The sequence below is a fragment of the Stutzerimonas azotifigens genome, from assembly GCF_013522725.1.
Lineage (GTDB): Bacteria > Pseudomonadota > Gammaproteobacteria > Pseudomonadales > Pseudomonadaceae > Stutzerimonas > Stutzerimonas azotifigens_A.
This window is the reverse complement of sequence record NZ_JAAMRF010000003.1, coordinates 440028-454653: the sequence shown is the minus strand read 5'-3', so window position 1 is coordinate 454653 and position 14626 is coordinate 440028. Positions and strand designations below refer to the sequence as shown.

Sequence of the window (14626 nt, the reverse complement as noted above, 5' to 3'; positions counted from 1 at the left end):
CGAAGCTCTTAGCTGGAAGCCTGAAGCTGGAAGCCACGCCGAACCGCTTCAAGCTTCCGGCTTATAACTTCCAGGCGTAGGGTGGATGACGCGCAGCTCATCCACCGTGGGCATCAGGCGGTGGCGTCGTAGAACAGCTTCGAGTCGCGCTGCTCGACCAGGGCCTGCTCGATGGCGGCCTGGTGCACCTCGTCGTCGTGCTCTTCGCGGGCTTCGGGCTGGATGCCCAGGCGCTTGAACAGCAGCATGTCCTTGTCGGCCTGAGGGTTGCCGGTGGTCAGCAGCTTCTCGCCGTAGAAGATCGAATTGGCGCCAGCGAAGAAGGCAAGCGCCTGCATCTGCTCGTTCATCTGCTCACGGCCGGCGGACAACCGCACGTGGGACTTGGGCATCATGATCCGCGCCACGGCGAGCATGCGGATGAAGTCGAAGGGATCGACATCCTGCTCGTCGGCCAGCGGCGTGCCCTTGACCTTCACCAGCATGTTGATCGGCACCGACTCGGGATGCTCGGGCAGGTTGGCCAGCTGGATCAGCAGGCCGGCGCGGTCGTTCAGCGACTCGCCCATGCCGAGGATGCCGCCGGAGCAGATCTTCATGCCCGCGTCGCGCACGTAGCTCAGCGTCTCCAGCCGGTCGGCGTAGGTGCGGGTGGTGATGATGTTGCCGTAGAACTCCGGCGAGGTGTCGAGGTTGTGGTTGTAGTAGTCCAGCCCTGCTTCGGCCAGTGCCCTGGTCTGCTCCTGGTCGAGCTTGCCGAGGGTCATGCAGGTTTCCAGGCCCAGGGCTTTCACGCCTTCGACCATCTTCAGCACGTAGGGCATGTCCTTGGCGGACGGGTGCTTCCAGGCGGCGCCCATGCAGAAGCGGGTCGAGCCGATGGCCTTGGCGTCGGCCGCGGCCTGGAGCACCTTTTCCACTTCCATCAGCTTTTCTTTGTCCAGACCGGTGTTGTAGTGCCCGGACTGTGGGCAGTACTTGCAGTCTTCCGGGCATGCGCCGGTCTTGATCGACAGCAGCGTGGAGACCTGGACGCGGTTGGCATCGAAATGCTGCCGGTGGACGGTTTGCGCATGGAATAGCAGATCGTTGAAGGGCTGCTCGAACAGCGCCTTGACCTCATCGAGGCTCCAATCGTGGCGCAGGGCGGAAGCGGAAGTGGCGCTCATGGGCAGTCCTTGTAATAGAGTGGTGCCAGACACGGATGCGAAATGGTTAGCCAACCCCGACAGGCTGTCAACCAGGAATGGAATCATGGTGAACAACTGGCTAAATAATGAACACTTTTGCCTGCTGTGTGACGAACCGAGCGAAGCAGGCCAGAGCCTGTGCAGCCCTTGCGAGGCCGATCTCCCCTGGCTTGGCGGACGTTGTGCGATCTGCGCGTTGCCACTGCCGACCCATGGGCTGGCATGTGGCGCCTGCCTCAAGCGCCCACCGGCCTTCGATCACGTCGAGGTGCCGTGGCGCTTCGCCTTCCCGGTCGATGCGCTGATCAGCCGCTTCAAGCACCAGTCGCGCTGGCCGCTCGGGCGTTTGATGGCGCAGCGCCTGGGGATGCACCTGAACCATGCCTTTGCCGAGGGACTCCCGCGACCGGATGCGCTGCTGCCGGTCCCGCTGTCGCAGAAGCGCTTGCGCGAGCGAGGCTTCAATCAGGCGCAGATGCTGGCCGGCTGGCTGAGCCGCTCGCTGGACATCAAGATCGACGAACACTCGCTGATACGCACCCAGGACACCGCCTCGCAGCAGCAGCTCGACGCGGCGAGGCGCCGGCGCAACCTTCGCCAGGCGTTCGCGCTGACCTCGGCCGGGACGATACGCGGGCGGCATCTCGCGCTGATCGACGATGTGCTGACCACCGGTGCGACCGCCGAAGCGTTGGCGCGCCTGCTCAAGCGCGCCGGAGCCGCCCGGGTGGATGTCTACTGCCTGGCCCGCACGCCGAAACCGGGCGACTGAGGCCGTACCCCGAACGGCAGTGCCTGGATGCACCGCGGTTGTGCAAACATCTGGTTGCAATACACTGACCGACCATGCCCGCGGAGACACCCATGTCCCATCCCTTCGATACCCTCACGCCCGACCTGGTACTCGACGCGGTGGAGAGCCTTGGCTACCTCAGCGATGCGCGGGTGCTCGCGCTCAACAGCTACGAGAACCGCGTCTATCAGGTTGGCATCGAGGACGAAACACCGCTGATCGCCAAGTTCTATCGCCCAGGGCGCTGGAGCGATGAGGCCATCCTCGAGGAGCATCGTTTCAGCCTGGAGCTGGCCGAACGTGAGGTGCCGGTGGTCGCACCGCTGATGCGCGATGGGCAGTCACTGTTCGGGCATGCGGGGTTCCGCTTCGCCCTGTTTCCCCGGCGCGGAGGTCGCGCGCCGGAGCCGGGCAACCTGGATCAGCTTTATCGGCTCGGCCAACTGCTGGGCCGATTGCACGCGGTGGGCTCCGCACGCCCCTTCGAGCATCGCGAAAGCCTGCTGCCGAACAACTTCGGCCATGACTCGCTGGCGACCGTGCTCAATGGCGGGTTCGTGCCCAATAGCCTGCGTCCCGCCTATGAGTCGGTCGCACGCGACCTGCTAGCCCGCGTCGACGAAGTTTTTGCTCGGACCCGCTACACGCCGATTCGCCTACACGGCGATCTTCACCCCGGCAACATTCTCGGCCGTGACGATGCCTTCTATCTGGTCGACATGGACGACTGCCGGATGGGCCCCGCGGTGCAGGACCTCTGGATGATGCTCGCCGGCGAGCGCCATGAGCGCATGAGCCAACTGGCGGAGCTGGTCGAGGGGTATCAGGAGTTTCACGACTTCTCGCCACGCGAACTGCCGCTGATCGAAGCATTGAGGGCGCTGCGACTGTTGCATTACAGCGCATGGCTGGCACGCCGTTGGGACGATCCGGCGTTCCCGATGAGCTTTCCCTGGTTCGGCAGCGAGCGTTACTGGGGCGACCAGGTACTGATCCTGCGTGAACAGATCTCAGCACTCGCCGAAGAACCGCTGAAGTTGTTCTAGGGGCACGCCTAGTGGGGTACACGGCTACTGGGCACGCCTAGGGACACGCCCCATTCGAGACAGGCATACGGGACACACCTAACCGGGAAACCCTTAATTAGGCTGCCGACTTAAGGCAAAAGATAGGTACGCAGGATGTCACTGGAGGGCAGGCCGAAGCCCGGATCAAGGCCGGCTCAACGAGAGCGAGAAGCGGAGAAAGCAAAAAAGCGCCTGCGCATAGACTGCGGCAGGCGCTCGAAAATCAGTTCTGGTAGCCGTCGCCGGTGCAGCCCAGGCAGCGTACGAAAGCCGCCTTGCCCGGCTCGACCACCAGCGCCTTGCCGGCTTCGCCGACATTGCCGCCCAGTGCGGTGAACGGCAGGCTGACCAGGAAAGCGCCGGCACCGATGACGGTGGCACCGATCAGCAGCGGGCGAGCGATCAGCAGGTCGCCGATCATGGAGAAGGCCTTGGGCGCTTCGACGGTGTACATCGGATCGCCACTGGCATTCTGGGGAGCATTCACCACTTCTGCCGCCTGGGCCGGCAGCGCCATCAGGCCAGTGGTCAGTGCCAAGACAACGGCGGTCGAGCGGAACAGTTTCATGGTGTGGTCCTTCAGCTGTGCAGAGCGTGGCGATGAGTTGTAGTGCCGCCAACTATAACAGTGGCGCACGGCTTACCAACGTGAACGCCGTCAACGACCGGACGGGAAAATCGGCCATCGATCGCGTTTCCCCTCAACGCTGGCAACGGGCGCAATACACGCTGGCGCGCTGTCCCAGGCGGATTTCTCGCAACGTCCCGCCGCAGCTCTTGCACAGTTCCCCGGCTCGTCCATACACGAACAGCTCCTGCTGGAAGTAACCGGGTTTGCCGTCGCCCCCGACGAAGTCACGCAACGTGGTGCCGCCGCGCTCGATGGCCATCGCCAGGATTCGTTTGATCTCGACCGCAAGCTTCAGGTAGCGCGCTCTGGAAATGCTGCCTGCAGCGCGCCTCGGATCGATACCGGCGGCGAACAGCGCCTCGCTCGCGTAGATGTTGCCCACTCCCACCACCACCGCGTTGTCCATGATGAACGGCTTGACCGCCATGCTGCGCCCGCGCGACAGGCGGTACAGGCGGTCACCGTCGAAAGCCTCGCCGAGCGGTTCCGGACCGAGCCCGGCGATCAGTACATGGGCGTGGGGGTCGTCGCTCCAGAGCAGCGCACCGAAGCGGCGCGGATCGGTGTAGCGCAGCGCCATGCCCGAATCGAGCAGCACGTCGACATGGTCGTGCTTGCCGACCGAAAGCGACGGATCGACCAGGCGCAGGCTGCCGGACATGCCCAGATGGGCGATCAACGTGCCCTGCTCCGCGTGGATCAACAAATACTTGGCACGGCGCTCGACAGACTCGATGCGCTGGCCGGAGAGTCGCACATCCAGATCCTCGGGAATCGCCCAGCGCAGGCGGCGCTCGCGCACGATCACGCGGCTGACACGGTGGCCGAGCAGATGCGGCTCGATGCCGCGGCGGGTGGTTTCGACTTCGGGTAATTCAGGCATGGCAAACGGAGCATGGGGATGCGGGCGGCTACCCTAGCAGGAACGCCGCCGGACGACGAGGCGCGGCACTAGGCCACGCCGAGTTCGCGGATGCTGTCCTTGAGGTTGAGGAAGTCATACTCGGACAGCCCCACGTATTCGAGCACCAGTTGGGAAATATTTTCCCACTCATGATCCTCCTCCTGTCCACCGAGTACACGGTGGCAGGCACAGATGTGCTCAGCCATCTTCAGGATCGCCAGCAGCGTCTTGAGCTGCGCATCGCGTCCGGAATCATCGGTGAACAGCGACCAGGCGTTATGGTGATTGGCGATCGCGTCGCAGAGCCGAAGCGGCAGGTTCCAGGACTTGGCGGTGAAATACCCCACCACCGCATGGTTGGTGTTGAGCACGCGATTCTCGACATCGACGATGCGTTGCTCGGCGCAGCAACTGGCATAGGCTTCCTCGAGCACCGCCATGTAGTTGGGGAAGCGCTTGAGCATCAGCGGGATGCCGCAATCATGGAACAGCCCGAGCGTATAAGCCTCGTCGGGGGCCTGGTAGCCGATCCGCTTGGCCAGGGTCAGGCTGGTCATGGCGACGTCTTGGGCGGTATCCCAGAAGCGGTTGAGGGTGACGATGGTTTCGTCGGTCATCTCGCCCTTGATCGACTGTGCGTTGATCAGGTTGATCACCGAGTCGCAGCCCAGCAGGTTGACCGCCTGCTGAATCGATGCAATGCGGTTGGACAGTTCGAAGAAGCGCGAATTGACGATCTTCAGCAACGCACCGGAAAGGCCGGGGTCCTGGCTGATCAGCCGGGCGATGGCCTTGAGGTCCGGGATCGGCATCACCTGCTCCATCTGCAGGTCCACTAGGATCTGCGGCTGCGGCGGCACGCTGATCCCCTGCAACACGTGGCGGATCTGTTCAGCGGTGAGTTCAACGGCCATGGGAACGACTCGAGGGAGAGAAGGCAATAGGCCATCCTATGGCCGGAGCGAAACTTTGGCTGAGAAGGTGGTCGGATTTCAAGTAAGCAGCGCCAAAAGGCGTGCCTTTTTTAGTACCGAGGAGGAGACAACATGGCTACTGAAATCGCAGGTAAACGTGTCGCTATCCTGGTCACGGACGGCTTCGAGCAGGTCGAACTGACCGGACCGAAGGAAGCGCTCGAGAAAGCCGGCGCCAAAACCGAAATCATTTCCGCCAAGGCCGGCAAGGTCACCGGCTGGAACCACACCACGCCGGCGGACGAGTTTCCAGTCGATCACACCTTCGACAGCATTCACGCCGAAGACTATGACGCCATCCTGCTGCCCGGCGGCGTGGTCAATTCCGACACCATCCGCACCGACGAGATGGCTCAGGAACTGGTCCGCGACGCGGCCCGCGCCAACAAAACCATCGCGGTGATCTGCCATGGCGGCTGGTTGCTGATTTCGGCCGATCTGGTCAAGGGCAAGCGCATGACCAGCTGGCCTTCGCTGACCGACGACCTGAAGAATGCCGGCGCCAACTGGGTCGACGAGCAGGTGGTGGTCGACGGCAACCTGATCAGCAGCCGCAAACCGGACGACATTCCCGCCTTCAGCGAATCCCTGATCGCCGCGCTGTCTGCCGCCTGACCAACCGCCCCCGCAATCCGACCCGCACTGCCGAGGCGGCCACCAGAAGCCGCCCGCAGCCGGCGCCTGATGCGTGCGGCTTTAGCCTATAATCCCGCCCCTTTTGCCGGAGCGCCTTAATGACACTGCCCAGCCTGCGCCTCAAAGCCAACGCCGACCGTCGCCTGCGTGCCGGCCATTTGTGGGTATACAGCAACGAGGTCGACACCGCCGTAACCCCGCTCAATGCCATTCCGGCCGGGGCCCAGGCGGTACTCGAAGCCGCGGGCGGACGACCGCTCGGCATCGTTGGGGTGTCGCCGAACAACCTGATCTGCGCACGCCTGCTGTCGCGCGACCTCAAGCACAGCCTCGACAAGTCGCTGCTGGTGCACCGGATCAAGGTGGCGCTGTCGTTGCGCGAGCGCCTGTTCGACCAGCCCTGCTACCGCCTGGTCTATGGCGACTCCGACCTGCTGCCCGGGCTGGTGGTCGATCGCTTCCACGACATTCTGGTGGTGCAGATCGCCTCGGCCACCATGGAGCAGCACCGCGACGCCGTCCTCGAAGCCCTGGTTCAGGTGCTCAAGCCACGCGGCGTGCTGTGGAAGAACGATTCCAGCGCGCGCGACGCCGAAGGACTCGAACGCTACGTCGACACTGCCTTTGGCGTGGTTCCTGAATGGGTCGCGCTGGAGGAGAACGGCGTGAAATTCGAAGCCCCGGTGATGCAGGGCCAGAAGACCGGCTGGTTCTATGACCACCGTATGAACCGCGCGCGATTGGCACCCTACGTCAAGGGCAAGCGCGTGCTCGACCTGTTCAGCTACATCGGCGGTTGGGGTGTGCAGGCGGCCGCCTTTGGCGCGACCGAAGTGATGTGTGTCGACGCCTCGGCCTTCGCGCTCGATGGCGTGGAGCGCAACGCCACCCTCAATGGGGTCGCCGAGCGCCTGGTCAGCGTCGAGGGCGACGTGTTCGAGGCGATCAAGGAACTCAAGGCCGCCGAAGAGCGCTTCGACGTGGTCATTGCCGACCCGCCTGCGTTCATCAAGCGCAAGAAGGACCTGAAGAACGGCGAAGCGGCCTATCGCCGCCTCAACGAGCAGGCGATGCGTCTGTTGAGCAAGGACGGGATTCTGGTAAGCGCTTCGTGCTCCATGCACCTGCCCGAGGACGATCTGCAGAACATCCTGCTCTCCAGCGCCCGCCATCTGGACCGCAACATTCAGCTGCTCGAGCGCGGCGCCCAGGGGCCGGATCACCCGGTACACCCGGCCATCCCCGAGACGCGCTACATCAAGAGCATCACCTGCCGCCTGCTGCCCAACAGCTGAGCGCACCACCAGGGAACAACCCGGCGCCAGGCCGCACCAACGGCAAGCATGGCGCCGCTACACCGCGCTTGCCCGGCAGATGTTACGCGTCCCCACACATCTGCCGCGGCAGGGCGACTGCGCGACAGCGCCGGAGCTCGAGCCAGAGCGCAGCGCCACATGCAGCATCGCATGGCCCACTAATTGCTTTTCACCTCGCTGATACTGTCGCTCCCAAATGGAGCAGGCAGGCGCCTCAAGTCGGGCCAGGTCAAAAGCCGAGCCCCCTGGGAAAGGACGTAGCGGGGATATGGACCCACAGGCCGGTGACACACCCTTCCTGCAATTCACCCACGTAAAGAAGACCTACGATCACAAGACCCTGGTGGTGAAGGATTTCAACCTCGACGTGGCTCGCGGCGAGTTCATCACCCTGCTCGGCCCGTCCGGCTCGGGCAAGACCACCTGCCTGATGATGCTGGCAGGCTTCGAAGACGTGACCAGCGGCGAAATCCTCATCAACGGCCGCTCGGTCACCAGCATCGCCCCCTACCAGCGCAACATCGGCATGGTGTTCCAGCAGTACGCCCTGTTTCCGCACATGACCCTGCGGGAAAACCTCGCCTACCCGCTGAAGATCCGCAAGAAACCGAAGGACGAGATCCGCGCCAAGGTCGACGAATACCTCGCACTGGTCGAACTGCAGCCCTTCGGCAACCGTTACCCCGCTCAGCTTTCCGGTGGCCAGCGCCAGCGCGTGGCACTGGCCCGCGCACTGATCTTTTCTCCCGACATCGTGTTGATGGACGAGCCGCTCGGCGCCCTGGACAAGAAGCTGCGCGAGCAGATGCAGTTCGAGATCAAGCGCCTGCATGAGCAGTTGGGCTTCACGGTCATCTACGTCACCCATGACCAGACCGAAGCGCTGACCATGTCCGACCGCATCGCGGTGTTCAACCACGGCGTGGTGCAGCAGTGCGCCGCGCCCCATGTGCTCTACGAGCGTCCGGCCAACCTGTTCGTCGCCGACTTCATCGGCGAGAGCAACAAGCTCGGCGGCGTGATCGAAGCGGTCGGCGAAGACACCGTCACGGTGCGTCTGGCCGACGGCGAACAGGTCAGCAGCCTGAAGGTCGACTGCAGCGAGGTCGGCCAGGCGACCACGGTCTCGATTCGCCCGGAAAAGCTCACCTTCACCGACCATCTGGGCAGCGCCGGCAACCAGGTCAAGGCGCGCTTCGTGACCCGCCATTACGTTGGCGAATACATCCGCTACCACTTCGAGACGCCGACCGGCACCGAGCTGGTGGTCAAGAACATGAACGACAGCTCGGCGCCGCAGTTCAGCGCCCGGCAGGAAGTGTCCCTGGCCTGGCTGCCGCATGACAGCCAGGCCCTCGACGGCGCACCGGCACCCGCGCCCGTCTAGACCAGGCAGGACGCGGCGACCCCGAGCGGGTCGCGTGAAGGGCAGGCTGCAGGCCTGTCGAAAGGCATCGCCAGGCAGTGAATCGACGATGCACAGAAGATCCTGAGCAAGCGCGCATACCCACTGAACAGACGGAGCGACACCCATGGCGAGACCACTGAAACTTCACTTCCCCGCACTGGCCCTGGCGGCTGCCATCGGCCTGACCGCCCAGGCCGCCCAGGCGGCGGAAAGCCTGACCGTCGTATCCTGGGGCGGCGCCTATGGCGCAGCCCAGCAGAAACACATGATCGATCCCTTCCAGAACGACACCGGGGTAAAGGTGCTGTTCGAGGACTACACCGGCGGCGTGGCGGAAATGAAGGCCCAGGTCGAGTCCGGCAACGTCCAGTGGGATGTGGTCGACGTCGAGGTGATCGACCTCGAGCGCGCCTGTTCCGAAGGCCTGCTCGAAGAACTCCCGCGCGACATCCTGCCGGCCGGCGCCGACGGTACGCCAGCGGCCGAAGACTTCATTCCCGAGGCGCTGGCGAGCGAATGTGCAGTGGGCAACATTGTTTGGTCGGTGGTCTTCGCCTACAACAAGGACACCATTGGCGGTACCACGGCCGCCTCGATCGGCGACTTCTTCGACCTCGGCAAGATTCCGGGCAAGCGCGCCATGCGCAAGCGCCCACAAGTGAACATGGAATGGGCACTGATGGCCGACGGCGTGCCGCCGGAAGAAGTCTACGAGGTGCTGGCGACGCCCGAAGGGCAGCAGCGCGCCTTCGACAAGCTGGCCACCATCAAGAAGGACATCGTCTGGTTCGATTCCTGGTCCCAGGCGCCGCAACTGCTCAACGATGGCGGCGCGGTGCTGGTGCAATCGGCGAACGGCCGCTTCTACGACTCGATCCGCCAGGAAAACAAACCCTTCGTGATCGTCTGGGACGGCCACGTCTATGACCTCGACGCCTGGGCCATCCTCAAGGGCTCGAAGAAGAAGGACCTGGCGCTCAAGTTCATCGCCTATGCCACCGAGTCCAAGCCGCTGGCCGGGATGTCGGATGTGGCCTATGGTCCGACCCGCAAATCCTCCACGCCGATGATGGACCCCACCGCCGCACCGCATCTGCCCACCGCGCATCTGGACGAAGGTATCCAGGCCGGTTCCGAGTTCTGGGCCGACTATGGCGAATCGCTCGGCGAGAGATTCAACGAGTGGCTGTTGAAGTAACCGACCCGCGCCCCGGTCCTTAGGGCCGGGCGCGATCCACCTCGCGCTTCAGCGCTGCGCAGGAGCCCTGTTTGTCATCCCTCACCACTACCGAGGCCGGCCAGGCCACACGCGCCAGACGCCGCAGGCGGCTGACCGCCTTCCTGTTCGTCGTGCCGCTGCTGGCCTTCATCCTGGTGACCTTCGTCGCCCCCATCGCCAGCATGCTCTGGCGCAGCGTCTACCACCCGACGGTCGCCGAATTGATTCCGCAGACCCTCGACCATTTGCAGCGCTGGGATGGCCAGGCCATCCCGGACCGAGAAACCCTCGACGCCTTCGCCCGCGAGCTGCATGGGCTCGCCGGCGAGCGCCTCTCCGGCAAGCTCGCCGAAGAGTTCAACCGCGCCTACGCGGGCATGTCCAGCGTGGTCAAGACCAGCGCGCGCCAGGTCGGCCGGCTGGATATCGAGCAGCTTCAGCCCAAGGGTGCCGACACCCTGCTCGCCTCCCATCGCAACTGGAGTCGCCCGGACGTCTGGTATGCGATCCAGCGGGCCGGGCAGCCCTACACCTACGACTATTACCTGACGGCGCTCGACCTCCAGCTGCACCCCGAACAGGGACTGCAGGTGCGCGAAGACACGCAGATCTACCTGCAGCTGTACGGCAAGACCCTGAAGATGGCGTTGGTGATCACCCTGCTCTGCGCCCTGCTCGGCTACCCGCTGGCCTATTACCTGGCCAACCTGCCGGAAAACCGCGCCAACCTGCTGCTGGTGATGGTGCTGTTGCCGTTCTGGACTTCGCTGCTGGTACGCACCACCGCCTGGATCGCGCTGCTACAGACCAACGGCGTGATCAACTCATTCCTGCTCGGCATCGGCCTGATCGGCGCGCCGTTCGAGATGCTCTACACCTCGTTCGCGACCGTTGTGGCGATGACCCACATCCTGCTGCCGTTCATGGTGCTGCCGCTCTACAGCGTCATGCGTGGCATCGACCCCAGCTACCTGAGGGCGGCGATGTCGCTTGGCGCCAAACCGCTGCCGGCCTTCGCCAAGGTCTACTTCCCGATGACGCTGCCGGGCCTGAGCGCAGGAGGGTTGTTGGTCTTCATCATCTCGGTGGGCTACTACATCACCCCCGCGCTGGTCGGTGGCACCGATGGGCAGATGATCAGCAACATCATCGCCTTTCACATGCAGCGCTCGAACAACTGGGAGCTGGCCGCCGCGCTCGGCTCGCTACTGCTCGCGGTAATCGTGCTGCTCTACTGGCTGTATGACCGCTTCGTCGGCGTCAGCAACATCAAGCTGGGGTAAGTCAATGACGCCCGCCTACTATGGATTTTGGCACCGCCTCGGTGCGTGGTTGCTCAAGGCCAGCTCATGGCTCGTGCTGCTCTTCCTGATGCTGCCGATCCTGGTGATCGTGCCGCTGTCGTTCAACGTCGAGCCGTTCTTCAGCTTTACCGAAGGCATGCTGACATTCCAGCCGGAAGCCTATTCCCTGCGCTGGTACCGGGAGATCTTCAACGACCCCAAGTGGATGCTGGCGATCAAGAACAGCTTCTTCATCGGCATTTGCGCGACCCTGATCGCGACCGCCTTGGGCACCTGCGCGGCGGTAGGCCTGGCGCGGGACGACATGCCGCTGCGCCGACTGATCACTGCCCTGCTGCTGTCGCCGATGATCGTGCCCCTGATCATCACCGCCGCCGGCATGTTCTTCTTCTATTCGGACCTGGGCCTGGCCGGTAGCTACCTGGGCGTGATTCTCGCCCACGCGGCGCTGGGCACGCCGTTCGTGATCATCACCGTGACCGCCACCCTGACCGGCTTCGACTATTCGCTGGTGCGCGCGGCGCTCAACCTAGGCGCCAGCCCGCTGCGGGTGTTCTTCGATGTGATCATGCCGCTGATCCGCCCCGGCGTGATCTCGGGCGCGCTGTTCGCCTTCATCACCTCGTTCGACGAAGTGGTGGTGATCCTGTTCATGGCCGGTCCACAGCAACGCACCATCTCGCGGCAGATGTTCTCCGGCCTGCGCGAGCAAATCAGCCCGAGCATCCTGGCCATTGCCACCCTGCTGATCCTGCTCTCGATCGCCCTGATGGTGACGCTGGAACTGCTGCGCCGCCGCTCCGAACGCCTGCGCGGCGTCGAACATCCCGTCTGAGGCGCCAGCAACAGGAAGACGCGCTGGAACGAAAGATCGCGGTCAAAGACCGCTCCTTTCGGGAAGCGCCTCTCATCGCGGAGTAAGTGTCTTCATATGGCTCACACAATCTTGCCTGGAACTTCCTACGCCGCTCCTGAGGGAGCGTCATCGGTGGCCCTCCCATGTGGAGTGTGGGAACGATCAGCCACCAGAAGCTCGCCCTGGGCCTGGCCTACCAACCCTCCCAGATGAGCGGCCCGTGCCGCTCACCTTTCCTCCTCCTCTGAGGTCAACCTTTCCCCTCTCCGTCATGCGGCGTAGAATCGGCCCCATTCCTCGCCAACCATCCCCGGCGGGCCAGTGAGCCCAGGCCATGCGAGCGGTGACCCCGCCTCGCCGAACGGCCGCCTCCGCACCGCACGGCCATCGCCGTTTGCATCCATACCGGTCGACGCTCACGATACGCACATAACCTGATTGCCTGATCGCGTAGGAAACCGCCATGCCTGACTATCGCTCGAAAACCTCCACCCATGGCCGCAACATGGCCGGCGCCCGCGCACTGTGGCGCGCCACCGGGATGAAGGACGAAGACTTCAAGAAGCCGATCATCGCCATTGCCAACTCCTTCACCCAGTTCGTGCCTGGCCACGTGCACCTGAAGGATCTGGGCCAACTGGTCGCCCGCGAGATCGAGAAGCACGGCGGCGTCGCCAAGGAATTCAATACCATCGCGGTCGACGACGGCATCGCCATGGGCCACGACGGCATGCTCTATTCGCTACCGTCGCGCGAGATCATCGCCGACTCGGTCGAATACATGGTCAACGCGCACTGCGCCGACGCCATCGTCTGCATCTCCAACTGCGACAAGATCACCCCCGGCATGTTGATGGCTGCCCTGCGCCTGAACATCCCGGTGGTATTCGTTTCTGGCGGCCCGATGGAAGCCGGCAAGACCAAGCTCGCCAGCCACGGCCTGGATCTGGTCGATGCGATGGTGATCGCTGCCGACGAAAGCGCCAGCGATGAGAAGGTCGCCGAATACGAGCGCAGCGCTTGCCCCACCTGCGGCAGCTGCTCCGGCATGTTCACCGCCAACTCCATGAACTGCCTGACCGAAGCCCTGGGCCTCGCGCTGCCCGGTAACGGCTCGCTGCTGGCCACCCATGCCGACCGCGAACAGCTGTTCCTGCAGGCCGGTCGCACGGCGGTCGAACTGTGCAAGCGCTACTACGGCGAGGGTGACGAGTCGGTCCTGCCGCGCAACATCGCCAACTACAAGGCGTTCGAGAACGCCATGACGCTCGACATCGCCATGGGCGGCTCGACCAACACCATCCTGCATTTGCTGGCCGCGGCGCAGGAAGCCGAGATCGACTTCGACCTGCGCGACATCGACGCGCTGTCACGCAAGGTGCCGCAGCTGTGCAAGGTCGCGCCGAACATCCAGAAGTACCACATGGAAGACGTGCACCGCGCCGGTGGCATCATGGCCATTCTCGGTGAGCTGGCCCGCGGCGGGCTGCTCAACACCGACCTGCCGACCGTGCACAGCAAGACGCTCGGCGAGGGCATCGAGAAGTGGGACGTCACCGTCACCCAGGACGAAGCCGTGAAGACCTTCTACAAGGCCGGCCCGGCAGGCATCCCGACGCAAACCGCGTTCAGTCAATCGACCCGCTGGGACACGCTGGACGATGACCGCGAGAACGGCTGCATCCGCAGCGTCGAGCATGCCTACTCCCAGGAAGGCGGCCTCGCGGTGCTGTACGGCAACATTGCTCTGGACGGTTGCGTGGTGAAGACCGCCGGCGTGGATGAGTCCATCCATGTCTTCGAAGGCAACGCCAAGATCTTCGAAAGCCAGGACAGCGCGGTGAAAGGCATCCTCAACGACGAGGTGAAAGCGGGCGACATCGTCATCATCCGCTACGAAGGCCCCAAGGGCGGGCCGGGCATGCAGGAAATGCTCTACCCGACCTCGTACCTGAAGTCCAAAGGCCTGGGCAAGGCCTGCGCCCTGCTCACCGACGGTCGTTTCTCTGGCGGTACTTCGGGTCTCTCCATTGGTCATGCATCGCCGGAAGCGGCGGCCGGTGGTGCCATCGGCCTGGTTCAGGATGGCGACAAGGTGCTGATCGACATTCCCAACCGCAGCATCAACCTGCTGATCAGCGATGAGGAGCTGTCCCACCGCCGCATCGAGCAGGACAAGAAAGGCTGGAAGCCAGCCCAACCGCGGACCCGCAAAGTCACGACGGCGCTGAAAGCCTACGCCCTGCTCGCCACCAGCGCCGATAAGGGCGCGGTACGCAACAAGGCGATGCTGGACGGCTGATGCCCATGCAGTAACTGACGCCTTCG

At 63.9% G+C, this 14626-nt stretch carries 13 protein-coding genes; 9 read left to right on the top strand and 4 right to left on the bottom strand.

Annotation, left to right across the window (positions count from 1 at the left end; genetic code table 11):
* Positions 1 to 113: 113 nt before the first annotated feature.
* Complete coding sequence (bioB, locus tag G7026_RS07995; RefSeq protein WP_181070220.1) at positions 114 to 1169, bottom strand: biotin synthase BioB; 1056 nt, start codon at positions 1167 to 1169, stop codon at positions 114 to 116.
* Between the two features lie 85 nt (positions 1170 to 1254).
* Between bioB and G7026_RS07990 the strand changes: the two genes are divergently transcribed.
* Together G7026_RS07990 and G7026_RS07985 are read left to right on the top strand one after the other, a co-directional pair.
* Positions 1255 to 1962: a ComF family protein gene (locus G7026_RS07990; protein ID WP_181070219.1), complete on the top strand. Its 708-nt coding sequence runs from the start codon at positions 1255 to 1257 to the stop codon at positions 1960 to 1962.
* A 92-nt stretch (positions 1963 to 2054) separates the two neighbouring features.
* Positions 2055 to 3029, top strand: coding sequence for a serine/threonine protein kinase (locus G7026_RS07985; protein ID WP_181070218.1), 975 nt, complete (start codon positions 2055 to 2057; stop codon positions 3027 to 3029).
* 244 nt (positions 3030 to 3273) lie between these two features.
* Here G7026_RS07985 and G7026_RS07980 read toward each other — a convergent pair whose 3' ends face one another.
* The 3 genes from G7026_RS07980 to G7026_RS07970 form a co-directional block, all read right to left on the bottom strand.
* Positions 3274 to 3618: a multidrug transporter gene (locus tag G7026_RS07980; RefSeq protein WP_181070217.1), complete on the bottom strand. Its 345-nt coding sequence runs from the start codon at positions 3616 to 3618 to the stop codon at positions 3274 to 3276.
* 133 nt (positions 3619 to 3751) lie between these two features.
* Positions 3752 to 4564: a bifunctional DNA-formamidopyrimidine glycosylase/DNA-(apurinic or apyrimidinic site) lyase gene (gene mutM, locus G7026_RS07975; protein WP_181070216.1), complete on the bottom strand. Its 813-nt coding sequence runs from the start codon at positions 4562 to 4564 to the stop codon at positions 3752 to 3754.
* A gap of 68 nt (positions 4565 to 4632) precedes the next feature.
* Positions 4633 to 5499, bottom strand: a complete 867-nt coding sequence (locus tag G7026_RS07970; protein WP_219858345.1) for an HDOD domain-containing protein — start codon at positions 5497 to 5499, stop codon at positions 4633 to 4635.
* Between the two features lie 132 nt (positions 5500 to 5631).
* On the opposite strand from G7026_RS07970, the gene G7026_RS07965 reads away from it, so the two are divergent.
* The 7 genes from G7026_RS07965 to ilvD all read left to right on the top strand — a co-directional run bounded on the left by G7026_RS07965 (position 5632) and on the right by ilvD (position 14600).
* On the top strand, positions 5632 to 6174 hold the full coding sequence (locus G7026_RS07965) for a type 1 glutamine amidotransferase domain-containing protein (protein WP_181070215.1): 543 nt from the start codon (positions 5632 to 5634) through the stop codon (positions 6172 to 6174).
* 119 nt (positions 6175 to 6293) lie between these two features.
* A complete protein-coding gene (locus G7026_RS07960; RefSeq protein ID WP_181070214.1) occupies positions 6294 to 7490 on the top strand; it encodes a class I SAM-dependent rRNA methyltransferase in 1197 nt (398 codons plus the stop codon).
* Positions 7491 to 7779: 289 nt separating this feature from the next.
* Positions 7780 to 8898, top strand: a complete 1119-nt coding sequence (locus G7026_RS07955; protein WP_181070213.1) for an ABC transporter ATP-binding protein — start codon at positions 7780 to 7782, stop codon at positions 8896 to 8898.
* 145 nt (positions 8899 to 9043) lie between these two features.
* Positions 9044 to 10117 (top strand): ABC transporter substrate-binding protein, encoded by a 1074-nt coding sequence (locus G7026_RS07950; protein ID WP_181070212.1) that lies wholly within the window; start codon positions 9044 to 9046, stop codon positions 10115 to 10117.
* Positions 10118 to 10188: 71 nt separating this feature from the next.
* Positions 10189 to 11421 (top strand): ABC transporter permease, encoded by a 1233-nt coding sequence (locus G7026_RS07945; protein ID WP_181070211.1) that lies wholly within the window; start codon positions 10189 to 10191, stop codon positions 11419 to 11421.
* Between the two features lie 4 nt (positions 11422 to 11425).
* Positions 11426 to 12277 (top strand): ABC transporter permease, encoded by an 852-nt coding sequence (locus G7026_RS07940; RefSeq protein WP_181070210.1) that lies wholly within the window; start codon positions 11426 to 11428, stop codon positions 12275 to 12277.
* A gap of 484 nt (positions 12278 to 12761) precedes the next feature.
* Positions 12762 to 14600 carry a dihydroxy-acid dehydratase gene (gene ilvD, locus G7026_RS07935; protein ID WP_181070209.1) on the top strand — a complete coding sequence of 613 codons (1839 nt, stop codon included), beginning with the start codon at positions 12762 to 12764 and terminating at the stop codon, positions 14598 to 14600.
* Positions 14601 to 14626: the final 26 nt, after the last annotated feature.

Excerpts from the sequence above, each read along its gene's own strand:
- bioB (WP_181070220.1), bottom strand. The coding sequence starts at position 1,169 with ATGAGCGCCACTTCCGCTTCCGCCCTGCGCCACGATTGGAGCCTCGAT.
- G7026_RS07990 (WP_181070219.1), top strand. The coding sequence starts at position 1,255 with ATGGTGAACAACTGGCTAAATAATGAACACTTTTGCCTGCTGTGTGAC.
- G7026_RS07985 (WP_181070218.1), top strand. The coding sequence starts at position 2,055 with ATGTCCCATCCCTTCGATACCCTCACGCCCGACCTGGTACTCGACGCG.
- G7026_RS07980 (WP_181070217.1), bottom strand. The coding sequence starts at position 3,618 with ATGAAACTGTTCCGCTCGACCGCCGTTGTCTTGGCACTGACCACTGGC.
- mutM (WP_181070216.1), bottom strand. The coding sequence starts at position 4,564 with ATGCCTGAATTACCCGAAGTCGAAACCACCCGCCGCGGCATCGAGCCG.
- G7026_RS07970 (WP_219858345.1), bottom strand. The coding sequence starts at position 5,499 with ATGGCCGTTGAACTCACCGCTGAACAGATCCGCCACGTGTTGCAGGGG.
- G7026_RS07965 (WP_181070215.1), top strand. The coding sequence starts at position 5,632 with ATGGCTACTGAAATCGCAGGTAAACGTGTCGCTATCCTGGTCACGGAC.
- G7026_RS07960 (WP_181070214.1), top strand. The coding sequence starts at position 6,294 with ATGACACTGCCCAGCCTGCGCCTCAAAGCCAACGCCGACCGTCGCCTG.
- G7026_RS07955 (WP_181070213.1), top strand. The coding sequence starts at position 7,780 with ATGGACCCACAGGCCGGTGACACACCCTTCCTGCAATTCACCCACGTA.
- G7026_RS07950 (WP_181070212.1), top strand. The coding sequence starts at position 9,044 with ATGGCGAGACCACTGAAACTTCACTTCCCCGCACTGGCCCTGGCGGCT.
- G7026_RS07940 (WP_181070210.1), top strand. The coding sequence starts at position 11,426 with ATGACGCCCGCCTACTATGGATTTTGGCACCGCCTCGGTGCGTGGTTG.
- ilvD (WP_181070209.1), top strand. The coding sequence starts at position 12,762 with ATGCCTGACTATCGCTCGAAAACCTCCACCCATGGCCGCAACATGGCC.